General features: G+C 72.1%; 24 protein-coding genes. 9 read left to right on the forward strand and 15 right to left on the reverse strand.

All coding sequences use genetic code 11. The features are described 5' to 3' along the window. The first annotated feature begins 22 nt into the window (after nt 1-22). From leuS to mgtE, 7 genes are all read left to right on the forward strand, one after another. Nucleotides 23-2,656 (forward strand): leucine--tRNA ligase, encoded by a 2,634-nt coding sequence (gene leuS / locus ACFO3Q_RS08440; protein WP_377004217.1) that lies wholly within the window; start codon nt 23-25, stop codon nt 2,654-2,656. A 54-nt stretch (nt 2,657-2,710) separates the two neighbouring features. After that, nucleotides 2,711-3,196, forward strand: coding sequence for an LPS-assembly lipoprotein LptE (locus ACFO3Q_RS08445; RefSeq protein ID WP_377004218.1), 486 nt, complete (start codon nt 2,711-2,713; stop codon nt 3,194-3,196). Between the two features lie 13 nt (nt 3,197-3,209). Further along, nucleotides 3,210-4,241: a DNA polymerase III subunit delta gene (gene holA, locus ACFO3Q_RS08450; protein ID WP_377004219.1), complete on the forward strand. Its 1,032-nt coding sequence runs from the start codon at nt 3,210-3,212 to the stop codon at nt 4,239-4,241. A 9-nt stretch (nt 4,242-4,250) separates the two neighbouring features. Further along, nucleotides 4,251-4,898 (forward strand): nicotinate-nucleotide adenylyltransferase, encoded by a 648-nt coding sequence (nadD, locus tag ACFO3Q_RS08455; protein ID WP_377004220.1) that lies wholly within the window; start codon nt 4,251-4,253, stop codon nt 4,896-4,898. 169 nt (nt 4,899-5,067) lie between these two features. Continuing rightward, the gene (gene rsfS, locus ACFO3Q_RS08460; RefSeq protein ID WP_377004221.1) at nt 5,068-5,541 is read left to right on the forward strand and encodes a ribosome silencing factor; all 474 of its coding nucleotides are present in this window, start codon (nt 5,068-5,070) and stop codon (nt 5,539-5,541) included. 46 nt (nt 5,542-5,587) lie between these two features. Continuing rightward, the gene (rlmH, locus tag ACFO3Q_RS08465) at nt 5,588-6,058 is read left to right on the forward strand and encodes a 23S rRNA (pseudouridine(1915)-N(3))-methyltransferase RlmH (protein WP_377004222.1); all 471 of its coding nucleotides are present in this window, start codon (nt 5,588-5,590) and stop codon (nt 6,056-6,058) included. A gap of 186 nt (nt 6,059-6,244) precedes the next feature. Further along, entirely contained in the window at nt 6,245-7,663 is a 1,419-nt protein-coding gene (gene mgtE / locus ACFO3Q_RS08470) for a magnesium transporter (protein WP_377004223.1), read from the forward strand. Between the two features lie 128 nt (nt 7,664-7,791). On the opposite strand, the gene ACFO3Q_RS08475 is transcribed toward mgtE, so the two are convergent. The 5 genes from ACFO3Q_RS08475 to ACFO3Q_RS08495 form a co-directional block, all read right to left on the reverse strand. After that, nucleotides 7,792-8,454: a DUF799 domain-containing protein gene (locus tag ACFO3Q_RS08475; protein WP_377004224.1), complete on the reverse strand. Its 663-nt coding sequence runs from the start codon at nt 8,452-8,454 to the stop codon at nt 7,792-7,794. Nucleotides 8,455-8,465: 11 nt separating this feature from the next. Next, nucleotides 8,466-8,825 (reverse strand): DUF4810 domain-containing protein, encoded by a 360-nt coding sequence (locus tag ACFO3Q_RS08480; RefSeq protein WP_377004226.1) that lies wholly within the window; start codon nt 8,823-8,825, stop codon nt 8,466-8,468. Nucleotides 8,826-8,842: 17 nt separating this feature from the next. Next, complete coding sequence (locus ACFO3Q_RS08485) at nt 8,843-9,508, reverse strand: CsgG/HfaB family protein (protein WP_377004227.1); 666 nt, start codon at nt 9,506-9,508, stop codon at nt 8,843-8,845. Between the two features lie 383 nt (nt 9,509-9,891). Beyond that, the gene (metG, locus tag ACFO3Q_RS08490) at nt 9,892-11,991 is read right to left on the reverse strand and encodes a methionine--tRNA ligase (protein WP_377004228.1); all 2,100 of its coding nucleotides are present in this window, start codon (nt 11,989-11,991) and stop codon (nt 9,892-9,894) included. A 240-nt stretch (nt 11,992-12,231) separates the two neighbouring features. Continuing rightward, a complete protein-coding gene (locus ACFO3Q_RS08495) occupies nt 12,232-12,594 on the reverse strand; it encodes a hypothetical protein (protein ID WP_377004229.1) in 363 nt (120 codons plus the stop codon). Nucleotides 12,595-12,709: 115 nt separating this feature from the next. On the opposite strand from ACFO3Q_RS08495, the gene apbC reads away from it, so the two are divergent. Together apbC and dcd are read left to right on the forward strand one after the other, a co-directional pair. Beyond that, nucleotides 12,710-13,798, forward strand: coding sequence for an iron-sulfur cluster carrier protein ApbC (gene apbC, locus ACFO3Q_RS08500; RefSeq protein WP_377004230.1), 1,089 nt, complete (start codon nt 12,710-12,712; stop codon nt 13,796-13,798). Nucleotides 13,799-14,002: 204 nt separating this feature from the next. Further along, nucleotides 14,003-14,572: a dCTP deaminase gene (dcd, locus tag ACFO3Q_RS08505; RefSeq protein ID WP_377004231.1), complete on the forward strand. Its 570-nt coding sequence runs from the start codon at nt 14,003-14,005 to the stop codon at nt 14,570-14,572. Nucleotides 14,573-14,590: 18 nt separating this feature from the next. Here the strand turns inward: dcd and ACFO3Q_RS08510 are convergent, their stop codons facing one another. The 10 genes from ACFO3Q_RS08510 to ACFO3Q_RS08555 form a co-directional block, all read right to left on the reverse strand. Beyond that, nucleotides 14,591-15,028: a hypothetical protein gene (locus ACFO3Q_RS08510; protein ID WP_377004232.1), complete on the reverse strand. Its 438-nt coding sequence runs from the start codon at nt 15,026-15,028 to the stop codon at nt 14,591-14,593. Between the two features lie 83 nt (nt 15,029-15,111). Beyond that, the gene (gene pcp / locus ACFO3Q_RS08515; protein WP_377004233.1) at nt 15,112-15,765 is read right to left on the reverse strand and encodes a pyroglutamyl-peptidase I; all 654 of its coding nucleotides are present in this window, start codon (nt 15,763-15,765) and stop codon (nt 15,112-15,114) included. A 5-nt stretch (nt 15,766-15,770) separates the two neighbouring features. After that, nucleotides 15,771-16,721 (reverse strand): DUF979 domain-containing protein, encoded by a 951-nt coding sequence (locus ACFO3Q_RS08520; protein ID WP_377004234.1) that lies wholly within the window; start codon nt 16,719-16,721, stop codon nt 15,771-15,773. Further along, nucleotides 16,718-17,416 carry a DUF969 domain-containing protein gene (locus ACFO3Q_RS08525; RefSeq protein ID WP_377004235.1) on the reverse strand — a complete coding sequence of 233 codons (699 nt, stop codon included), beginning with the start codon at nt 17,414-17,416 and terminating at the stop codon, nt 16,718-16,720. The genes ACFO3Q_RS08520 and ACFO3Q_RS08525 overlap by 4 nt, the downstream gene beginning before the upstream one ends. Next, nucleotides 17,413-18,156 (reverse strand): 5-oxoprolinase subunit PxpA, encoded by a 744-nt coding sequence (locus ACFO3Q_RS08530; RefSeq protein WP_377004236.1) that lies wholly within the window; start codon nt 18,154-18,156, stop codon nt 17,413-17,415. Before ACFO3Q_RS08530 ends, ACFO3Q_RS08525 begins: the two co-directional genes overlap by 4 nt. Before the next feature lie 12 nt (nt 18,157-18,168). Next, nucleotides 18,169-18,339, reverse strand: coding sequence for a LiaI-LiaF-like domain-containing protein (locus tag ACFO3Q_RS08535; protein WP_377004237.1), 171 nt, complete (start codon nt 18,337-18,339; stop codon nt 18,169-18,171). Then, nucleotides 18,336-19,343, reverse strand: a complete 1,008-nt coding sequence (locus tag ACFO3Q_RS08540; RefSeq protein WP_377004238.1) for a 5-oxoprolinase subunit C family protein — start codon at nt 19,341-19,343, stop codon at nt 18,336-18,338. Before ACFO3Q_RS08540 ends, ACFO3Q_RS08535 begins: the two co-directional genes overlap by 4 nt. Continuing rightward, the gene (pxpB, locus tag ACFO3Q_RS08545; RefSeq protein WP_377004239.1) at nt 19,340-20,026 is read right to left on the reverse strand and encodes a 5-oxoprolinase subunit PxpB; all 687 of its coding nucleotides are present in this window, start codon (nt 20,024-20,026) and stop codon (nt 19,340-19,342) included. Before pxpB ends, ACFO3Q_RS08540 begins: the two co-directional genes overlap by 4 nt. Then, entirely contained in the window at nt 20,023-20,445 is a 423-nt protein-coding gene (locus ACFO3Q_RS08550) for an HIT family protein (protein ID WP_377004240.1), read from the reverse strand. Before ACFO3Q_RS08550 ends, pxpB begins: the two co-directional genes overlap by 4 nt. Then, nucleotides 20,442-21,107 (reverse strand): dienelactone hydrolase family protein, encoded by a 666-nt coding sequence (locus ACFO3Q_RS08555; protein WP_377004241.1) that lies wholly within the window; start codon nt 21,105-21,107, stop codon nt 20,442-20,444. The genes ACFO3Q_RS08550 and ACFO3Q_RS08555 overlap by 4 nt, the downstream gene beginning before the upstream one ends. Nucleotides 21,108-21,295: the final 188 nt, after the last annotated feature.

Consider the following 21,295-nt stretch of genomic DNA (forward strand, 5'->3'; position numbering starts at 1 on the left):
TACCTTCCCCGAACCATCCGCCATGCACGCCCAAGACGACGCCAGCACCACCGAGTCCACCGCCTACGACCCACGCGCCGCCGAGGCCGCCGCGCAGGACTTCTGGTCGCGCACGCGCGCCTTCGAGGTCACCGAGGACCCGTCGAAGGAGAAGTTCTTCTGCCTTTCGATGCTGCCGTACCCGTCGGGGGCCCTGCACATGGGGCACGTGCGCAACTACACCATTGGGGACGTGATCAGCCGCTACCAGCGCATGCTGGGCAAGAACGTGCTGCAGCCGATGGGCTGGGACGCCTTCGGCCTGCCCGCCGAGAACGCCGCGATCAAGAACAGGACGGCGCCGGCGAAGTGGACCTACGCCAACATCGAGCACATGCGCGGCCAGCTCAAGTCGCTCGGCTACGCCATCGACTGGTCCCGCGAGTTCGCGACCTGCTCCCCCGACTACTACCGGCATGAGCAGCGCATGTTCACGCGCCTGTTCGAGAAGGGCCTGATCTACCGCAGGAACTCGGTGGTGAACTGGGATCCGGTCGACCAGACCGTGCTCGCCAACGAGCAGGTCATCGACGGCCGCGGCTGGCGCTCCGGCGCACTGGTGGAGAAGCGCGAGATCCCGCAGTGGTTCCTGCGCATCACCGACTACGCGCAGGAACTGCTGGACGGGCTCGACACGCTTCCGGGCTGGCCGGACGCGGTCAAGACCATGCAGCGCAACTGGATCGGGCGCTCCGAGGGCCTGGAGATCGACTTCAGGGTCGAGCCGCTGGCGGAGTCGGTCACGGTGTTCACCACGCGGCCCGACACCCTGATGGGCGTCACCTACCTGGCGGTCGCCGCCGAGCATCCGCTGGCCCTGTGGGCCGCGAGCGGCAGGCCCGAGGTGCGCGCCTTCATCGAGGAGTGCCGCCGCGGCGGCACCGCCGAGGCCGACATCGAGACCCAGGAGAAGAAGGGCATCGACACCGGCCTGCGCGCGCTGCACCCGCTGTCCGGCGAGGAGATCCCGGTGTGGATCGCCAACTTCGTGCTGATGGGCTACGGCACCGGCGCGGTGATGGCGGTGCCCGGCCACGACGCCCGCGACTTCGAGTTCGCGCACAAGTACGGCCTGCCGATCCGGCAGGTGGTGGCCGTCGAGGGCGAGACCTACGACCCGGCACGCTGGCAGGAGTGGTATTCGGACAAGACCCGATCCGACATGCGCCTGGTCCATTCCGGCGAGCTCGACGGCAAGACCTATGCCGAGGCCTTCGATGCCCTCGCCGAGCGCTTCGAGGCCGAGGGCACGGGCCGCCGGCGCGTCAATTTCCGCCTGCGCGACTGGGGCGTCAGCCGCCAGCGCTACTGGGGCTGCCCGATCCCGGTCGTCTACGACGCCGAGGGCGCTGCCATTCCGGTGCCCGACGAGATGCTGCCGGTGGTCCTGCCCGAGGACGTGGCCTTCTCCGGCGTCACCTCGCCGATCAAGGCCGACCCGGAGTGGCGCAGGGTCACGCTGCCCGACGGCCGTCCCGGCGAGCGGGAAACCGACACCTTCGACACCTTCATGGAGTCGAGCTGGTACTACGCGCGCTACACCTCGCCCGGCGCCGCGGACATGGTCGACAAGGCGAAGGCCGACTACTGGCTGCCGGTCGACCAGTACATCGGCGGCATCGAGCACGCCATCCTGCACCTGCTGTACTTCCGCTTCTTCCACAAGCTGATGCGCGACACCGGCCTGGTCGCCTCGGACGAGCCGGCGACCAACCTGCTGTGCCAGGGCATGGTCGTCGCCGAGACCTTCTACCGGGAGAACGCCGACGGCTCGAAGGACTGGATCAACCCCGCGGACGTCGACGTCACCCGCGACGAGCGCGGCCGCGTGGTCGGCGCCGTCCTCAAGGCCGACGGCCAGCCGGTGACCATCGGCGGCACCGAGAAGATGTCGAAGTCCAAGAACAACGGCGTCGACCCGCAGTCGATGGTGTCGCGCTACGGCGCCGACACCGTCCGCCTGTTCTCCATGTTCGCCGCGCCGCCGGAACAGTCGCTGGAATGGAACGAGGCCGGCGTCGAGGGCATGAGCCGCTTCCTGCGCCGGGTCTGGAACCAGGTGCTGCGCCACGCCGATGGCGGTCCCGCACCGGCGCTCGACCTCTCGGCGCTCAGCCCTGCGCAGAAGGCCCTGCGCCGCCAGCTGCACGAGACCATCCGCAAGGTCGGCGACGACTACGGCCGGCGCCTGACCTTCAACACGGCCATCGCCGCGATCATGGAGCTGACCAACGCCCTGGCGAAGTTCGACGAGCAGGGCGACAACGCCCGCGCGCTGCGCCAGGAGGCGTGGGAGGCCGTCGTGCTGATGCTCAACCCGGTCACCCCGCATGCCGCGCACGCCCTGTGGCAGGTGCTCGGCCATGCGGAGACCCTGGTGGAGGACGTGGGCTTCCCCGAGGTGGACGAGGCCGCCCTGGTGCGCGACTCGGTCACCCTGGCCGTCCAGGTCAACGGCAAGCTGCGCGCGACCATGGAGGTCGCGCCGGACGCCGCCCGCGAGGCGCTGGAGGCCCAGGCGCTGGCCGAGCCGGCGATCGTGCGCACGCTGGAAGGCCTCACGGTGCGCAAGGTGATCGTGGTGCCGGGCAAGATCGTCAACATCGTCGCCAACTGAGGCATGCTGCCCTCCGAACCGCGCCCCGCGCGCCCGCCCAGAGATGCCCGCACCATGCGACCGTTCCTCGTCCTGCTGTCCGCGCTCCTCCTGGCCTCCTGCGGCTTCGCGCCGCGCGGCGCCCTGGTCATGCCCGATGGCCTCGGTCCGGTCCGTGTGACCGGCAGCGATCCCTACAGCCCGTTGGTCACCGGCGTCTCCCGCGCCCTGCAGCGGCAGGGCGTGGCCCTCGCGGACGGGGACCGGGCGGGGACCGCCGTGCTCACCCTGGGCAACGAGAGCTTCCGGCAGGGGCCGCTGATGGCCGAGAACTTCAGCAGCATCCAGGAGTACGTGACCACCTACACCGCCACCGTGCAGCTGCGCGACGCGCGCGGCAACGAGGTGATCCCCCTGCAGACGGTCACGCTGGAACGCGAGTACGTCTACGACACCCGCTCGCCCATCGGCACCCCTGCGGAGCAGGAACTGATCCAGGAAGAGCTCCGGCGCGACATGGTCGCCGCCATCCTGCGCCGCGTCGACGCGGCCCTGCGCTGAGTCCCCGCCGACGGTGGAACTGCGCGCCGACCGCCTGCAGCAGCAGCTCGACAGCGAGCCGTTGCGCCCGGCCTACCTGATCGCGGGCGCGGAGCCGCTGCGCGTGCTCGAGGCGGCGGATGCGGTGCGCGCGCGCGCGCGCGCCGAGGGCTATGCCGAGCGCGAGGTCTTCGACGTGGACGCGCGCTTCGACTGGAACCAGATCGACGCCGGATTCTCGGCGCTGAGCCTGTTCGCCTCGCGGCGCCTGTTCGACGTGCGCCTGCCGACCGGCCGCCCCGGCAAGGACGGAGCCGACCTCATCGCACGCTACTGCGCGGATCCCGCCCCGGACACCGTCCTGCTCATCACCTGCGGCGACTGGAGCAAGTCGCATGCGGGCAAGTGGGCGGAGGCGGTATCGCGGGTCGGCCACTACGTGCCGGTGTGGCCGCTCAAGCCGCACGAGCTGCCCGACTGGCTGGCGCGCCGCCTGCGCGCCAACGGGGTGCAGGCCGACGCGGCGGCGCTCGCGCGCCTGGTCGAGCGGGTGGAGGGCAACCTGCTCGCCGCCGCACAGGAGGTCGACAAGCTCGCCCTGCTGGCCGAGGGGCGTCGCCTCGACGTCGAGACCATGGAATCCCTGGTGGCCGACTCGGCCCGCTACGACGTGTTCCGCCTCGTCGAGGCCGCGCTGGCCGGGGAGGGCGTCAAGGCGCTGCGGATGCTGCGCGGCCTGCGCGCCGAAGGCGAGGCCGTCCCGGCGCTGATGGGCTGGATCGCCGGCGAGATGCAGCGCGTCGCCGGCTTCGCCCGGGTCGCCGACCGTGGCGGCAACCTCAATGCCGAGTTCAAGGCGGCACGGGTATGGGAGTCGCGGCAGGCCAGCTACAAGCGGGCCATCGCCCGGCATCCGGTGGCCGTGTGGGAGCGCCTGGCCATCGAATGCGGCCGCGTGGACCGCATCGCCAAGGGCCGCGAGCAGGGCGACGCCTGGCTTGTGCTCGAGCGCGTCCTGGCGGCGGCGGCCGAGCCGAAGGCCCGGCGCCTGCTGGCCAACGCCTAGGCGCAGCCGGTGGCCGGCGCGCCCATCGTCCTCTACGGCGGTACCTTCGATCCGGTCCACAACGGCCACCTCGCCGTCGCGCGCGCGGCGCGCGACGCGCTGGAGGCCGAGGTGCGCCTGCTGCCCGCCGCCGACCCGCCGCACCGGCCGCCCCCGGGCGCGCCCGCGCCCGTGCGGGTCGCGCTGCTGCGGGACGCCGTGGCGGAGGAGCCGGGGCTGGTGGTCGATACCTGCGAGCTCGACCGCAGCGGGCGCTCCTATACCGCCGACACCCTCGACGCCTGGCGTCGCCGGGCCGGACCGGAGACGCCCCTGGTCTGGCTGCTCGGGGCCGACGCCTTCCGCAGCCTGCCGGCCTGGTACCGCTGGCCCGCACTCCTCGACCTCGCGCACTGGGTGCCGGCCGGCCGTCCCGGGTACGCCCTGGACGCGCTCGATCCCGCTCTGGCGCGCGAGCTGGCGGTCCGGCGCGTCGACGCGCCCGGGGCGTTGCGCACCGCGCCCGGCGGGCGCATCTGGATGCTCGACCTGCCCTTGCGCGACGAGTCGGCGACCGCGGTCCGCGACGCCATCGCCGCCGGCTCGTCGGGCTGGGAGACGCAGGTCCCGGCCCCGGTGGCGGCCCGGATCCGCGCGGAGAGGCTGTACGGGCAGTGAGGGCGCGGCGCGGGTCTGGAATGCGGCGTATCCGGCACCCGTGTGCCGCACCGGTCCTTCCGTCCCGCGCTGCCGGTTGCCGCAGCGCAGCAGAACCTTCAGATGGCGCCGACGGCGGTGCCCTATAATCGCGCCCCGCAGGCCGCACCGGCCTCCCGAGGACCCCCGTTTGACCGCACAAGCCCACGTCATCAAGCCCCAGCTTCCCGATCCGGCGCCGTCGCCCGACGTCCTGCTCGCCCACGTCCGCAACGCGCTCGAGGAGATCAAGGCCAAGGACGTCGTGGAGATCGACGTCGCCGGCAAGACCAGCGTGACCGACTACATGGTCATCGCCTCCGGCACCTCCACCCGGCACGTCAAGTCGATCGCCGACGAAGTGGTCAAGCACGCCAAGCAGGCGGGCGTGCAGCCACTGGGCGTCGAGGGCGAGCGCGAGGCCGAGTGGGTGCTGGTCGACCTGGGCGACGTGATCTGCCACGTCATGCTGCCGCGCGTGCGGGAGTTCTATGCCCTCGAGCGCCTGTGGACGGTCGGCGACCAGCCGCCGGGCGAGGACGGCGACGACGCTCCGGCCGCCCGCGGCGACGTCCTGGACGAGGACCGTCCCGCTCCGTCGGACGAGGACGGCGACCTCCGTTGATCCCCGGACGTCGCGGCACCGACGCTCCGGACGGCGGCAGGAACGCATGAAGGCACGCCTGATCGCGGTCGGCGAACGTGCGCCCGAGTGGGTCGCCACCGGCTATGCGGAATACGCCAAGCGGCTCTCGCACTGGCTGCCCCTGGAGCTGGTCGAGATCGCCCCCGGGCTGCGCGGCAAGAATCGCGACGCTGCGCGCGCCATGGCCGACGAGGGCCAGCGGGTTGCCGCGGCCCTGCCCAAGGGTGCCCTGGTGGTCGCGCTCGACGGCCGCGGCCGCGCCTACTCCTCCGAGGAGCTGGCACGGCGGCTGGAGCACTGGCGCCAGCAGGGGCGCGACCTCGCCTTCCTGATCGGCGGCCCGGAGGGGCACGCTCCGGAGGTGCTGGCCGCCGCCGACGAGCGCTGGTCCCTGGGGCCGCTCACCCTGCCGCACATGCTGGTGCGCCTGGTCCTCGCCGAGCAGCTCTACCGCGCGGCCAGCCTGCTCGCGAACCACCCCTACCACCGCGCCTGAGCGCGTGCCGGTGCGCGGAGTCCACCCGCACTGCACGGCCGCGCGCTACGATAGCCACCGCCCGCATTCGCGGATGTCCCCACTGCGTCGGTCCATGGACAGTTCCAGTCGACCCTTACCTGAAGTTCCCGCCGGCCTGACCGGCTGATCCCTCCGGGCGCGCCTCCTGGTGGGGAGGAGTGCGCCATGACCGCCGAAGAAACCCGTCGTCGCCGTTCCCTCGCCAGCGTCCGCGCGCAGGTCGAGGCGCTGCTGCATGCCGACGCGCTGGCCCAGGCCGTACACGAGGCCGGCACGCCCGGTATCGCGGCGCCGGAGCTGGACGCGGCGCTGCGCGGGCTGGTCGACGCGCTGCATCCGGCCGACTTCGCCGACTTGCTGGAGACGCTGCCGTCCGAGGACCGGCTGGTCGTCTGGCGCGCCAGCACCGGCAAGCGCGACGGCCAGGTGTTGCTGGAGGTCGACGACGCGGTCCGCGCCGGACTGGTCGCGGACATGGACGATGTCGAGCTGCTCGCCGCGGCCGCCGGCCTGGATCCCGACGAGGTCGCCGACCTGATCGGCGAACTCCCCGCGGCGCGCGGTCGTCGCCTGCTGGTGGGACTGACCCCGGAACAGCGGGTGCGCGTGCAGTCGGCCCTGGCCTGGGACGAGGACCAGGTCGGCGCGCTCATGGACTTCGAGATGGTGACGCTGCGCGAGGACGTCAGCCTCGCGGTGGTCCTGCGCTACCTGCGCCGCTTCGACGCACTGCCCTCGCAGACCGACAAGCTGTTCGTGGTCAACGACGACGGCGTGCTGACCGGCGTGCTGCCGCTCGGGCGCTTGCTGGTGCACGGGCCGGCGACGTCGGTGCGCGAGGTGATGCTGACCGACGTCAACACCTTCCAGCCCGAGGACGACGCCGACCAGGCCGCACAGGCCTTCGAGCGCTACGACCTGGTCTCGGCGCCCGTGGTGGACGGCGCCGGCCGTCTCGTCGGCCGGCTGACCGTCGACGAGATCGTCGATCGGATCCGCGCGCAGAGCGAGTCCGCGCGCCTGTCGCGGGCCGGCCTTTCCGGGACCGAGGACATCTTCGCGCCGGTCACCCGTTCGGTGCGCAACCGCTGGGCGTGGCTGGCGATCAACCTGGTGACCGCCTTCATCGCCTCCCGCGTCATCGGCGTGTTCGAGGGCTCCATCGAGCGGCTGGTCGCGCTCGCCACCCTCATGCCGATCGTCGCCGGCATCGGCGGCAACGCGGGCAACCAGACCATCACCATGATCGTCCGCGCCATGGCGCTCGACCGGCTGGGCGCGCGCGCCACGCGCAGGCTGCTGCGCAAGGAGCTCGGGGTCGCCGTCATCAACGGCCTGCTGTGGGGTGGGGTGATCGGTGTGGTCGCCGGCGCGATCTACGCCAGCGTGCCGCTGGGCGCGGTGATGACCGCGGCCATGACCCTCAACCTGCTGCTGGCCGCGCTGATGGGCGTGCTCATCCCCACCACCATGCGCCGCCTCGGCCGCGACCCCGCGCTCGGATCGAGCGTGATGATCACCTTCGTGACCGACAGCGGCGGGTTCTTCATCTTCCTCGGGCTGGCGACGCTCTTCCTCGTCTGAGGTGCGAGGCGCGCGCCGGTGAAGAAGAAAGGAGGGCGCTCCGGCTGCCGAGCGGGCGCGATGGGTACTGCTGCCGCCGGACCATGGAAGAGGGCTGCCGCAGATGCAGACAGCCCTCCCCGTCGTCCTCAGTCCGTCTCGAACTTGGGGCTGTAGGGGCCGTAGAGCAGCCCGCCGGGGCGGCCTGCGGAGAGCAGGCGCTGGCTGGTGACGCCTGCGACCTGGTGGCTCTTGTCGGTGACCTGGTTCAGCACCTGGTTGACGGCCGCGCCGACCAGCATGCCGATCAGTCCGTGGTTGTTGTTGTTCTGGTTCTCCGCGGTCGATGCCTCTGCCCGGCCCTCCCAGAGCGTGGTGCCGGTACGCAGGTCCACCAGGCGGGCACTGGCCGACACCACGACCACGCTGTTGACGACCTGATAGATCGAGCCGTACTTGTCGATGGTGATGTAGAGCGCGGCGTCCGCGCCGAAGATCTCGTGCAAACGTTCGAGCCCGACCTCGTGCGCCTCGTCGGCGATCGTGATGCCGTTCTGCTTGAACGTCTCGTAGACCGGCACCACCGGCAACACGTAATAGCCGGCTTCCGCGAGCGGCAGCGTGGCCACCGACAGCATGCTGGGGCTGGCGTTGACGTCGGGCGCGCGGCTGACGGGAGGCAGCACGAGGATCGAACGCGGCTTGGCGGCCTTGTACGCGGTGTAGTCGTACGCAGTGGGCTTGGTGGTCGCGCACGCGCTCATCAGGAGGGAGATGCCCGCAATGGCGGCCATCCGGAGGATGTTCTTCATGGCCCTGTCCTTCACTGCTGGTACTTCTTGAGGAGGAAGTCGATGTAGGTCGCGGATTCCGGGTACTGCGCCTTTTCGGCCAGCAGGCTTTCCAGCGCCTTCGCGTCGTTGCCGCTCTCGGCGTACAGCATGCCCAGATGCGCGTGCAGCCCCGGAGGCGCCGGACGGTCGGCGGCGAGCATCGTCTGGAGGTCCCTTTCCAGCTCCTGGATCTGCTTCTCGGGGCTTTCGCCCTTGAGGTAGCCGTAGACCTGACTCTGATAGCTCCCCCAGTGATAGAGGGACGGCGGCGTGTGAGCACAGGCGGTCGCGAGCAGCGCCAGGCCGCACGCCACCAGCCAGCGCCGGGCGCGGGTGTTGTCGTTCTTCATGATGGATTCCCCGGGGATTACTTGACCGGCTGCCAGGTGCCGGAGTCGATGGCGGAGGTCAGGTTGTTGACGGCTTCGCGGATGGCAAGGTCCAGGACCTTTCCATTGAGCGTCGAGTCGTAGCTGGCGGTGCCGCCGAAACCCACGATCTCCCGGTTCGACAGGGAGTACTCGCCTGCGCCCTGCACCGAATGCACGACCTCGGACGTCGAGATGTCCACGATGTTCAGGCTGACCTTGGCATAGGCGACCTGCTGCCTGCCGCGTCCCAGGATCCCGAACAGCTGCGTGTCGCCGACTTCCTTTCGGCCGAACTCGGTGACGTCGCCGGTGATCACGTAGTCGGCGCCCTGCAGCCGCTGGGCCTCCTGCCTGATGTCCGCCTCCTGGCGGATCTCGGCCATGTTGTCACGGTCGAGCACGCGGAAGCGATTGGTCTGCTGCAGGTGCGTGACCAGCGTGGTCTTGGCCTGGTTGCCGAGGCGGTCGACGCCGTCGGAGAACAGTCCGCGCATGAAAGACGAGCGGTTTTCGAACTTTCCTACTGCGATGGGTGCGCGCGTTCCCGAGTAGGGAATGTTCGCGGTGGCGACGGTCTGGGGTGTCACGCTCCGGTAGTTCTCCGTCGCGCACCCAGGCAGAAGCGCCAGTGACATGCATGCACCGGCAACGAGGTACTTCATCGTTTTCCCCTGTTCCTTCAAGTGTCCAGAAATCTTCCTTGCTGCGGGCGATGAGTCCCCATTCCCGCAACGGGCGGATCCTATACGAAGCGTGAAGATCGCGTAAGGGTCGCTGTCGGTTCTGCGCCGCGACGGCCGGGATCGAGGCCGTGGACGGGCGGGCCTGAAGACCGGCGGCGAGGTCCCCACGTCGCGCTCGGCTCGAATGGGCCCGCCGCCACGGGGGCGCGGCAGGCGGCCTACCGCGACCGTCGGTGCGGGCCCAGCGGTCGCGCTGGATCGACCGGGCTCGACTTCGTCAGGACCTCACACCGCCGCGCCCGCGGGAGGGACGCGGTACGGCGCGGCAGCCGCCGCCGCGCGGACAGCCCGGGCCGTTCCGGCTACCTCACCGTCGCGCCCGCCTGCGCGCCTGCGTCGGCGTCCAGCAGGAACAGGTCCGTGCCGCCGGTGCCGGCGGAGAGGATCATCCCTTCGCTCATGCCGAAGCGCATCTTGCGCGGGGCGAGGTTGGCGATGAACACGACCCGGCGGCCGACCAGCTTCTCGGGCTCGGGGTAGGCGGCCTTGATGCCGGAGAAGATCTGGCGCTCGCCCAGTTCGCCGGCGTCGAGCACGAAGCGCAGCAGCTTGTCCGCGCCTTCGACGTGCTCGCAGACCTTCACCACGCCGATGCGCAGGTCGAGCTTGGCGAAGTCGTCGATGCCGATGGTGGCCGGTGCCGCGTCGGCGGCCTGCACCGCGGCGGAGGCGGCGCCCGGCGCGGCCGCGGACGGCGCGCTCGCGGTGGCCGGCGGCGTGGCGGCGGCGGGCTGCATGGATTCGGTGCTGGCGTCGGTCATGGCGGCGATCTGTTTCGGGTCGATACGGGTCATCAGGGCTTCGAAGGGCGCGATCTCGTGCGCCAGCAGCGGTGCGTCGGCGGCGTCCCACCGCGCGAGCGGCATGCCGAGGAAGCGCTCGGCGCGCGCGATGGTCGCCGGCAGCACCGGGCGCAGGGCCAGGGCCAGCACGCGGAACAGGTTCAGGCCCTGGGTGCAGACCTGCTGCAGCAGGGCGTCCGCGCCTTCCTGCTTGGCGATGACCCAGGGCTTGGTCTCGTCGATGTAGCGGTTGGCCTCGTCGGCCAGTGCCATGGTCAGGCGCATCGCCTGCCCGAAGCGGTCCTGCGCGTACGCGTCCCGGATCTCGGGCAGGACGTCGACGAAGCGCGCGTACATGGCCGGGTCCGGCAGCGCGTCCGCGAGCCGGCCGCCGAAGCGCTTGGCGACGAAGCCCGCGCAGCGGCTGGCGATGTTCACGAACTTGCCGACCAGGTCCGCGTTGACCCGCTGCTGGAAGTCCTCGAGGTTGAGGTCGAGGTCGTCCACCCCGCCGGAGGACTTCGCGGCGAAGTAGTAGCGCAGGTATTCCGGATCGAGGCCGGCGTCGAGATAGGTGCGCGCCTGCACGAAGGTGCCCCGCGACTTCGACATCTTGGCGCCGTTGACGGTCAGGTAGCCGTTGACGTGCAGCGCGGTCGGCACCTTCATGTCGGCGCCGTAGAGCATTGCCGGCCAGAACAGGCCGTGGAAGTTGACGATGTCCTTGCCGATGAAGTGGTGGATCTCGGTGTCGGCCTTGGGCGAGAGGATGGCCTCGAAGTCCTCGCCGTGGGCGTCGCACCAGGCCTTGAAGCTGGCGAGGTAGCCGACCGGCGCGTCCAGCCACACGTAGAAGAACTTGCCGGGCGCGTCGGGGATCGGGAAGCCGAAATAGGGCGCGTCCCGGGAGATGTCCCAGTCGCGCAGGCCACCGTCGGCGTCCAGCCATTCGCGCAGCTTGGCGACCACGCCCGGATGCGCGACCGGCTTGCCGCGGCTCGCGGCGCCGTCGAGCCAGGCGCGCAGGAAGGTCTCGAACTTCGCCAGCTCGAAGAAATAGTGCTCCGACTCGCGCAGCTCGGGCGTCGCGCCGGAGACCACCGAGCGCGGGTCGATCAGGTCGGTCGGGGAATAGGTCGCCCCGCAGTGTTCGCAGTTGTCGCCGTACTGGTCGGGCGTGCGGCAGCGCGGGCAGGTGCCCTTGATGTAGCGGTCGGGCAGGAACATGCCCTTGACCGGATCGTAGAGCTGCTGGATCGCCCGCCGCGCGATGTAGCCGCCGTCGCGCAGGCGGCGGTAGATCTCCTGCGCGAGCTCGCGGTTCTCCGGCGAGTGCGTCGAGTGGTAATGGTCGAAGGCGACGCCGAAGTCGGCGAAGTCGCGCTCGTGGCCGGCCTGGATGCCGGCGATGAACGCCTCCGGCGCCACGCCGGCCTTCTCGGCCGCCAGCATGATCGGCGTGCCATGCGCATCGTCGGCGCAGACGAAGTGCGTGGTCGCCCCCTCCATCCGCCGTGCGCGCACCCAGATGTCGCCCTGGATGTAGCCGACCAGGTGGCCGAGATGCAGAGGGCCGTTGGCGTAGGGCAGCGCGCAGGTGACGAGGGCGGTGCGGGACATGCGGGAGGCGGGCGACGAGGGGCCGGCGATTATGGCATGGGGGGCTTAGGGCTTTGAGGCATGGGCTCAGAGCTTGGGGCTTAGGGCTTAGGGCTTAGGGCTTAGGGCTTAGGGCTTGGGGCTTAGGGCTTGGGGCTTAGGGCTTAGGGCTTAGGGCCTTGGGTTCGTGGCTGCCGTGCGCTCATGCCCTGTGCCCTGTGCCCTGTGCCCCAAGCCCGACAGCCCAATCCCCACCAGGCCCTAAGCGCCGCAGGGGCGGCCGTCCAGCGCCTCGTCCATCGCGGCGGACAGCATCCGGCACTGGTCCTCGGCCTGGGCGCGGGTCTGCGGGTCGGCCGCGCGCCGGACCAGGTTGTCGCGCATGGCGCGGTAGCGCTCGCCGATCTCGCCCGCCGGATAGGCGCCGATGACGGCATGGCAGGCCTGGTAGCGGTCGAGGTAGGCGTCGCAGACGGCGACGCCGGTCGCTCCGGTCGTGGCGGCGTCGGTGGCCGGTGCCTCGACCGCGGTCTCGGGCGCGGGCGGGCGGGCGTTCTGTGCGCAGCCGGCGATCAGGACGAGGGCGGCGAGGGCGAGGGGCACGCGAAGGCGGCGGTGGGACATGGCTGTCTCCTTGGGATGAACGAGGGGCGCCTCCCGGCGCGGCAGGGAGGAGACTGCCACGGTCTTCGCTCCACGACACGTAGAATGGCCGGTCCCGTTTCCCCGGACCGCCGCCGTGACCGACTCCCTCGCCCAGGCCGTGCGCACGCGCATCGGCGCCATCGTCGACCCCCATACAGGCCAGGATCTCGCCGCCGCCGATGCGGTGCGCGGTGTCGGGGTGGACGGCGACCGTGTCGCCATCGCCATCGCGCTGGGCTATCCGGCCGCGGGCTGGCATGCCGAGCTCGCCGCCGCGGCGGAGGCCGCCGCGCTGACGGTGCCCGGCGTGGGCGGTGCGACGGTCGAGGTCGCCTCGCGCGTGCATGCGCACCGCGTCCGCACCGGGCTCGCGCCGCTGCCCGAGGTCAAGAACATCGTCGCGGTCGCCTCGGGCAAGGGCGGCGTCGGCAAGTCCACGACCGCAGTCAACCTCGCGCTCGGGCTGGCGGCGGAGGGCGCCCGCGTCGGCGTGCTCGATGCCGACATCTACGGCCCCAGCATCCCGCGCATGCTCGGTCTCGCGGGGCGGCCCGAAAGCCCCGACGGCAAGACCATCGTCCCGGCGCGCGCCCACGGGCTGCAGGCGATGTCGATCGGCCTGCTGATCGAGGAGGAGACGCCCATGATCTGGCGTGGCCCGATGGTCACCCAGGCCCTGGACCAGTTGCTGAACTCGACCCGCTGGGAGGACCTCGACTACCTGGTCGTCGACCTGCCGCCGGGCACCGGCGACATCCATCTCAGCCTCTCGCAGAAGGTGCCCGTCTCCGGCGCGGTCGTCGTCACCACGCCGCAGGACATCGCCACCCTCGACGCCCGCAAGGCCTTGAAGATGTTCGAGAAGGTCGAGGTGCCGGTGCTGGGCATCGTCGAGAACATGGGCGTGCACGTGTGCTCGAACTGCGGGCACGCCGAGCACGTGTTCGGCGCCGGCGGCGGCGAGTGGATGGCGAAGGAATACGGCGTTCCGCTGCTGGGCGCGCTGCCGCTCGACATCCGCATCCGCACCCAGGGCGACGCCGGCACCCCCATCGTCGCCGCCGAACCCGACACCGACCTCGCCCGCCGCTACCGCGCCATCGCCCGCACCACCGCCGCACGGCTGTCGCTGCAGGCGAAGAACAGGCGGGTGGGGTTTCCGAATATCGTGGTGAAGGAGTAGGGGCGGGAGTCGGGAAGGGGGAAGCGGGAAGCGGGACCCGAGGGACGGAGCGCCCGGGCTCGCCCTGCCGGTCCCGCGCGCTGTCGAGATGCGCAGTCCGGGCCCGCATCGCCCTGCCGTCCCGTTCCCCATTCCCTCTTCCCGATTCCCGCTCCGCCCAACCCGCTACACTTCCGCCCCTCCCACGCACCGCACTCCAGCCCCGTGAGCATCAAGTCCGACCACTGGATCCGCCGCATGGCGGAGCAGCACAAGATGATCGAGCCGTTCGAGCCGGGCCAGGTGAAGCATGCGGCGGACGGGCACCGGATCGTCAGCTACGGGACGTCGAGCTACGGCTACGACGTGCGCTGCTCGCGGGAGTTCAAGGTGTTCACCAACATCAACTCCACCATCGTCGATCCCAAGCGGTTCGACAGCGGCAGCTTCGTCGACGTGGAGTCGGACGTCTGCATCATCCCGCCGAACTCCTTCGCGCTGGCGCGCACGGTGGAGTACTTCCGCATTCCCCGCTCGACGCTGGTGGTGTGCCTGGGCAAGAGCACCTATGCGCGCTGCGGGATCATCGTCAACGTGACACCGCTGGAGCCGGAGTGGGAAGGCCACGTCACGCTGGAGTTCTCCAACACCACGCCGCTGCCGGCCAAGATCTACGCCAACGAGGGCGTGGCGCAGATGCTGTTCTTCGAGTCCGACGAGATCTGCGGCACCAGCTACGCCGACCGCGGCGGCAAGTACCAGGGCCAGGTCGGCGTCACCCTGCCGCGGACCTGAGCCGGGCGGCGGATGCCGTCAGGGCTGGGTGCCCGCCGTGCAGGCCGAGGTCGCCCGCGGGTCGTGGTCGTCCGCGAGGCAGGCGACCGCGGCGAGCATGCGCACACGCTGCTTTTCCGACGTGTCGAAACGGTCCTGCACCAGCGTCGGGTCGTCGTGGATCCGCTTCGCGTAGCCGCGGGCCAGGGCCTGCACCTGCGGGTTGCCGGCGTGCGCGAACATCTCTCCCGCCAGGGGCGCAAGTACTCTCACGACGCCGTCGGCGACCGCGGCCGCATCCTCGGGCCTCCGGCGCTGCCCCTGCTCGTCGATGACCACGATGGCATGCGCGACCCAGTTCGCGACGATCTGGTCCGCCATCGCGCTACGGCTCGTCTGGATGGAGCCCAGCAGCCATCCGCCGCCGAAGGCGGCGAGGGCGGCCGTGGCTGCAGCGATCAGGGTCCTCGTTCCCATGCCTGGATCCTCCTTGCGATGGCCGGAGCCTGCCCGATGCCGGTGCCGGTGTCATCCCCCGGCGGGGCGGCGCCCGGGCAGGCCTAGTGCGTGGCGCCGGCGGCGATACGGACGTCCTCGCCCGTGCGCAGCGCCGTCTCGAGCATCGCCCGCAGGGCGCGGGTGGCGAGTTCCACGGGGAGACTGGGCGCGCCTGCATGCGCCGCCGCCTGCTGCGGCGAATAGGGGATGTGCACGAAGCCGCCGCGGACGCCGGGCCGTTCGCGCAGGGCGTGCATCAGGCCGTAGAAGACGTGGTTGCACACGAAGGTGCCGGCGGTCTGCGAGATCTCGCAGGGCACGCCCGCGGCGCGTGCCGCCTCGCGCATGGCCTTGATCGGCAGGTTGGAGAAGTAGGCGGCGGGGCCGCCCTCGATCACCGCGGTGTCCACCGGCAGGTTGCCGGCGTTGTCGGGGATGCGCGCGTCGTCGACGTTGATGGCGACGCGCTCCAGCGACACCTGGGCGCGTCCGCCGGCCTGGCCGACGCACAGCACCAGCGCCGGCGCATGCCGGTCCAGCGCCGCTTCGAGCGCGCGCAGCGCCTCGCCGAACACCACCGGAAGCTCCACCGCCACCACGCGGTAGCCGTCGATCAGGGCGCCGTCGAGCGGTCGCACCGCCAGCCACGAGGGATTCTCGGTCTCGCCGCCGAAGGGCGCGAAGCCGGTCAGGAGCAGGGTCTGCGGGTCGGACATCGGCATCACCGGAACACGAAGATGTACATCAGCACCACGTTGCAGGCCAGCAGCGGCAGGGCGGTGGCGACCTGCGCGCGGATCACCGCGTAGGGCGGCAGTTCCAGCAGCGCCGCGGGGACGAGGTTGAAGTTGGCGGCCATGGGCGTGAGCAGGGTGCCGCAGTAGCCGGAGAGCATGCCGAGCGCGGCCAGCGGCGCCGCGTCCGCGCCGTGCCCGTGCACCAGCAGGGGCAGGCCGATGCCCGCCATCATCACCGGGAAGGCGGCGAAGGCGTTGCCCATGATCACGGTGAACACGACCATGCCCAGCGCGAAGGCCGCCAGCGCCGCGACGCGGCTCTCCGGCGGGACCACGGCGGCGGTCATGCCGGCGACGGTCTCGCCCACGCCGGCGCCGGCGAACACGCTGCCGAGCGTCGCCAGCAACAGCGGAAGCAGGGCGGCCCAGCCGATGGCGTCGAGCAGGCGCCGCGAGTCCTCCACCGCCCGGAGGGGGCTGCTGCGCGTGAGCATGCAGGCCATCGCGGTGCCCACGAGGCAGGCCACCGCCAGGGCGATGAGGGTCGGCTGCGGGCCGCCGAGCAGGCGCAGGCCGAACACCTCGGCCTCGTCGAGCACCACCGCGAGCAGCAGGGTCACCAGCGGGATCGCCAGGGCCGGCCAGAACAGGCGGTTGCCGAGGCGGGCGGCGTCCGCGGCGCGGCGCGCCGGCGGCGCCTCGGCGACGCTCCCGCGACGCAGCCCGCCGAGGCCGGCGATGCCTGCGAGCACCACGACGACGATCCCCACCCACAGCGGCGGCAGGCGCTCGCCGACGGCCGTGACCAGCGCCAGCAGCCCCCAGAACAGGCCGCCCGCGAAGCGCCTCGGATTGCCGCGGTCGCGCAGCGTGCGCCAGGCGATCAGGGCGAGGTAGGCGCCGGTGATCCAGTAGATCAGGCCGAGCGTGATCATCGCCGCATCGCTCCCGCGGCCAGCGCGGCGGCCTCGCGCGCGAGCCGCTGCTCCATGCGCAGCAGGCGCGCGCCGTGGATCAGGAAGGCGCAGACCGCGGTCGGGATCGCCCACAGCGCGATGTGCAGCGGTTCGATGTCGACGCCCTGTTCGGCCAGGAAGCCGTGCATCAGCAGCACGCCGGAGAAGGCGATGAAGATGTCCTCGCCGAAGAACAGGCCGACGTTGTCGGTGGCCGCGGACATGGCCTTGATCCGCGCCCGCTGGTCGTCGTCCAGCGGGCCGTGGCGGGTCTCGGCGGCGGCCTCGGCCATGGGCGCGAGCAGCGGGCGCACGGTCTGCGGATGGCCGCCGAGGCTGTGCAGGCCGAGCGCGGAGATCGTCTGGCGCATGCCCAGGTAGACGATCAGCAGCCGCGAGGTCGTGGCGCCGCGGAGGCGCCCGATCCACGCCTGCGCGCGCTCGCGCAGGCCGTGGCGTTCGAGCAGGCCGATCACCGGCAGCGTCAGCACGAACAGCACCAGGTAGCGCAGCTTGGTGAAGGCCTCGCCCATCGTCTCCAGCGTCGCCGCCAGGCTGTCGCCGGCCGCGATGCCGGTGACCAGGCCCGCGCTCACCACGACCAGCGCGGGGTTCATGCGCAGCGCGAAGCCGCCGACGACCCAGGCGATGCCGATCAGCGGCCAGTAGTTCATGTGCCCGGCGCCGCCACCCGCACGCCCTCGGCTTCGAGCGCCGTCCGCAGCGCGCGGGCGAAGGCCGCGGCATCGGGGCGGTCGCCGTGCAGGCAGAGGGTGCCGGCACGGACGGTGACGCGCTCGCCGGTGCGCGCGGTCACGGCTCCCTCGCGCAGCAGTTGCCGGACCTGCGCGAGGGCTTCGTCCAGCGTGTCCAGGCTGGCGCCGGGGAGGCGGCGCGGCGTGAGGCTGCCGTCCGCTTCGTAGCGGCGCTCGGCGAAGGCCTCGCCGTCCACGGACAGCCCAGCGTCCGCGGCGCGTCGGGCGAGGACGGAGCCGGCGAGGGCGTAGACGCGGAGGGCCGGATCGACCGCCCGCACCGCCGCGATCACGCAGTCGGCGGTCTCGGCGTCGCGCGCGGCGAGGGTGTAGAGCGCGCCGTGCGGCTTGACGTGGGCGAGGCGCTGCCCGCGCGCGGCGGCCTGGGCGGCGAGGGTCTCGATCTGGGCGCGCAGCTGTCCGACGAGGACGTCGGGCGCGACGGCCAGCTCGGTGCGCCCGAAGCCTGCGCGGTCGACGAAGGAGGGATGCGCGCCGACGGCGACGCCGTGCGCGGCGCACAGCGCCAGCGTCTCGCGCATCGAGGCGGCATCGCCGGCATGGCCGCCGCAGGCGATGCTGGCCGAACTCACCAGCGGCACGATCGCCGCATCGTCGCCGCAGCCCTCGCCGAGGTCGCAGTTGAAGTCGATGCGCATGGCGCGCGTGGATCAGCGCGGGTTGCCGCGCCGGAACAGCATGCTGATGCCGACGGCGATCAGGATCGCGGGCCACCAGCGCATGATCAGCCGCCCGAGGTCGAAGTCCGCCAGCCCGAGGTTGTTCATCAGGAGCACGACGCCGAGCACGATCAGGATGACGGCGGGAACGCTGAACTTCATGGGTGCTCTCGGGTTGGGGCGGTGCCTGCGCGCAGGGCCGCGAACGGTGCCAGGCGCAGCCGCGCCGCGACGGCCTCGCCGATTCTGGCGAGCCGGTGTCGCTGGACGCAAGCCGCGGCCGCCGCCTCCTGGCGCGTGCACGGCACCAGGCGCAGCGGCGCGCCGGGCCGGCGCTGCGCGAGGCGGGACAGGTCCGCGCGCGCGACGTGGCCGATCACCGGATAGCCGCCATGCGTCTGCGCGTCCGCCAGCAGGACGATGGGACGGCCGTCCGGCGGCAACTGCACCGTCCCGGGGAAGACCGGCGCGGAGATGCGCTCCACCTGTGCGGCGAGCGCCAGCGGCGGGCCGTCGAGGCGCAGTCCCTGGCGGTCGCTGGACGCGCTGACCCGCCATTGCGTCGCCGCGAGCGCGGTGGGTTCCGCCAATGCGTCCTCGCCCGGCAGCACGCGCACGCCCGCGGGGTCGGGCAGGGCATCGTCGAGATCGGCATGCGCGTCGATCCACCAGGGCGCGACCCGGAGCCGACCCGTGCCGCCGGCGTCCGCCGGCAGGCGATCCCCCGTGCGCAGCGCACGGCCGTCGAGCCCGCCGAAGCCGCCGCGCAGGTCGGTCGCGCGGCTGCCGAGCACGGGCGGCAGATCGAACCCGCCGCGGATGGCCAGGTGGCTGCGCGCGCCGTCGCTGCAGCGCCCGAGCCGCAGCACGCTGCCTGCCGGGAGATCGACGACGCTCCAGCAGGGGAGGCTCAGTCCGTCCACGCGCGCCTCGATCTGCGCACCGGTGAGGGCGATGCGGGCGGGCCGGACGAAGCGCAGCGTCGGCCCGGTCAGCGCGATCTCGAGCGTCGCCGCCGAAGCAGGATTGCCCACCAGCAGGTTCCCGATCCGGTGCGCCCAGGCATCGAGCGCGCCGGCCTGGCCGACGCCGAGGTGGCGCCAGCCGTGGCGGCCCAGGTCCTGCACGGTGGTGCACGCACCGGGGACGAGGACCTCGATGCTCATGCGCGCACCGGCACAAAGCGCACCCGGTCGCCCGGCCGCAGCAGGGACGGCGCGGCGCGCTGCGGATCGAAGAGGACCAGGTCGGTGCGGCCGATCAGCCGCCATCCGCCCGCCGCTGCGCGCGGGTAGATGCCGGTCTGGGCGCCGCCGATGCCGACGCTGCCCGCGGGGACCCGCGTGCGGGGCGTCGCCAGCCGCGGCGCGGCCAGCGCAGGGTCCAGGCCGAGCAGGTAGGGGAAACCGGGCGCGAAGCCGAGCATGGCGACGCGGTAGTCGGCGCCCGCGTGGCGCCGCACGATCTCCTCGGCGGGCATGCCGAGTTCCGCGGCCAGCGCGTCGAGGTCGGGGCCGGCGTCGCCGCCGTAGGTGACGGGGATCTCGATGCGGCGCGCCGCGGTGGCGGGCGCCCGGTCGTCGTCGGGTGACGCGAGCCGTGCCCGCAGCCAGTCCTCCGCCCGTGCCAGCGCGTCCTCGCCGGGCCGGTCCGCGGCGAGCCGCTCCACGTCCACGCGCAGCGCCAGCTCGGCGTAGGCGGGCACGACGTCCAGCAGCCATGGCGGACGGTCCGCCTCGAGTCGCTGCGCGAGCGCCACCACGCGGGCGTGCGTGCCCGGATCGATGCCGCCGTCCAGGCGCAGGCGCAACGCCTCCTCGCCCGCGCGCTCGACCCGGGGCGCGTTCACGCCGTACCGCCGCGCCCCAGTGCCGCCCGCAGGCGCGTCAGCCGCGTCGTCCGCGCCGCCTCCTCGTAGGGCTGGGCCGGCGAATGGCCCCATACCGGCCCGGGCCAGGCGGGGTCGTTGCGGAAGCGCGCGACCACGTGCACGTGCAGTTGCGGCACCACGTTGCCGAGCGCGCCGACGTTGATGCGCTCCGGGCGCACCTCGGCGCGCAGCAGACGGCTGATCTCGTCGATCTCGTCCACCAGCGCATGGCGTGCGGCGAAGTCCAGCTCGTCGATGCCGGTGGCGCCGACCACGCGCGGAACGAGGACGAGCCACGGGTAGCGCGCGTCGTCCATCAGCAGCAGTTCGCACAGCGGCAGCGAGGTCACCGGATGCGTGTCCGCCGCCAGGCGTGGATGCAGGGCGAAGGCGCTCATGCCAGTGCCGCGCGCAGGAAGGCCAGCGTGCGCTCCAGGGCCAGCTTCGCGCTGGCCGCGTCGTAGTCGGCGCGCTGCTCGCAGTTGAAGCCGTGACCGGCGGGATACGTGTGCACCTGGGCGTCGGGCAGGGCGTCCCGGTGCGCCTGCACGTCGGCGGGCGTGATGTAGGGGTCGGCCTCGCCGAAGTGGAACAGCATCGGCGCGCGCGGCACCTCGTGCACGAAGGGCAGCGTGCGTCCGCCGTAGTAGCTCACCGAGGGCAGGCCCAGGCGGGTGTTGGCGAGGAAGGCCACGCTGCCGCCCCAGCAGTAGCCGACCGCGGCGACCCGCGCAACGCCCTGGTCGCGCAGCCAGCCGGCCGCGGCCGCCACGTCCGCCACCGCGCGGTCGATGCCGAGCTGGCCCACGAGATCGCGCCCGCGCTTGAAGCCGGCTTCGTCGTAGCCCAGTTCGATGCCGCGCTCCACGTGGTCGAACACCGCCGGCGCCACCGTCGCGTAGCCTTCCTCCGCGAAGCGGTCGACGACGCCGCGGATGTGCGCGTTGACCCCGAAGATCTCCTGCACCAGCACGATCCCGCCTGCCGGCGTCCGCGCCGGCCGCGCCGCGTAGCCACCGATCTCGCCGTTGCGGGTGTGGAGGGTGACGGTCTCGCCCATGGGAAAGCTCCTGTGCCGGGGGAGGGCCATGCTAGCGCGGGCGGAGGACGCGCCGGGGCTTGAGGAGTGAGGCAGGAGGAGTGAGAAACGAGAGAAGGAGCAACCGCCCCCACCCCACTCACTCCTTGAACCCCGCAAATCCCGCCAGCCCCCTCCCCCGCGGGCAGCGGGGGAGGGTTGGGGGTTGG

This window comes from Coralloluteibacterium thermophilum (assembly GCF_042654365.1).
Classification (GTDB): domain Bacteria; phylum Pseudomonadota; class Gammaproteobacteria; order Xanthomonadales; family Xanthomonadaceae; genus Coralloluteibacterium; species Coralloluteibacterium thermophilum.

What these genes read in the sequence shown, in the direction of transcription:
- ACFO3Q_RS08550 (WP_377004240.1), bottom strand. Translation starts at nt 20,445, where the DNA reads ATGAGCGCCTTCGCCCTGCATCCACGCCTGGCGGCGGACACGCATCCG.
- mgtE (WP_377004223.1), top strand. Translation starts at nt 6,245, where the DNA reads ATGACCGCCGAAGAAACCCGTCGTCGCCGTTCCCTCGCCAGCGTCCGC.
- ACFO3Q_RS08520 (WP_377004234.1), bottom strand. Translation starts at nt 16,721, where the DNA reads ATGATCACGCTCGGCCTGATCTACTGGATCACCGGCGCCTACCTCGCC.
- ACFO3Q_RS08480 (WP_377004226.1), bottom strand. Translation starts at nt 8,825, where the DNA reads ATGAAGAACGACAACACCCGCGCCCGGCGCTGGCTGGTGGCGTGCGGC.
- rlmH (WP_377004222.1), top strand. Translation starts at nt 5,588, where the DNA reads ATGAAGGCACGCCTGATCGCGGTCGGCGAACGTGCGCCCGAGTGGGTC.
- ACFO3Q_RS08445 (WP_377004218.1), top strand. Translation starts at nt 2,711, where the DNA reads ATGCGACCGTTCCTCGTCCTGCTGTCCGCGCTCCTCCTGGCCTCCTGC.
- ACFO3Q_RS08510 (WP_377004232.1), bottom strand. Translation starts at nt 15,028, where the DNA reads ATGGGAACGAGGACCCTGATCGCTGCAGCCACGGCCGCCCTCGCCGCC.
- ACFO3Q_RS08485 (WP_377004227.1), bottom strand. Translation starts at nt 9,508, where the DNA reads ATGAAGTACCTCGTTGCCGGTGCATGCATGTCACTGGCGCTTCTGCCT.
- ACFO3Q_RS08555 (WP_377004241.1), bottom strand. Translation starts at nt 21,107, where the DNA reads ATGGGCGAGACCGTCACCCTCCACACCCGCAACGGCGAGATCGGTGGC.
- ACFO3Q_RS08475 (WP_377004224.1), bottom strand. Translation starts at nt 8,454, where the DNA reads ATGAAGAACATCCTCCGGATGGCCGCCATTGCGGGCATCTCCCTCCTG.
- metG (WP_377004228.1), bottom strand. Translation starts at nt 11,991, where the DNA reads ATGTCCCGCACCGCCCTCGTCACCTGCGCGCTGCCCTACGCCAACGGC.
- ACFO3Q_RS08535 (WP_377004237.1), bottom strand. Translation starts at nt 18,339, where the DNA reads ATGAAGTTCAGCGTTCCCGCCGTCATCCTGATCGTGCTCGGCGTCGTG.
- ACFO3Q_RS08530 (WP_377004236.1), bottom strand. Translation starts at nt 18,156, where the DNA reads ATGCGCATCGACTTCAACTGCGACCTCGGCGAGGGCTGCGGCGACGAT.
- pcp (WP_377004233.1), bottom strand. Translation starts at nt 15,765, where the DNA reads ATGTCCGACCCGCAGACCCTGCTCCTGACCGGCTTCGCGCCCTTCGGC.
- leuS (WP_377004217.1), top strand. Translation starts at nt 23, where the DNA reads ATGCACGCCCAAGACGACGCCAGCACCACCGAGTCCACCGCCTACGAC.
- ACFO3Q_RS08495 (WP_377004229.1), bottom strand. Translation starts at nt 12,594, where the DNA reads ATGTCCCACCGCCGCCTTCGCGTGCCCCTCGCCCTCGCCGCCCTCGTC.
- ACFO3Q_RS08525 (WP_377004235.1), bottom strand. Translation starts at nt 17,416, where the DNA reads ATGAACTACTGGCCGCTGATCGGCATCGCCTGGGTCGTCGGCGGCTTC.
- ACFO3Q_RS08540 (WP_377004238.1), bottom strand. Translation starts at nt 19,343, where the DNA reads ATGAGCATCGAGGTCCTCGTCCCCGGTGCGTGCACCACCGTGCAGGAC.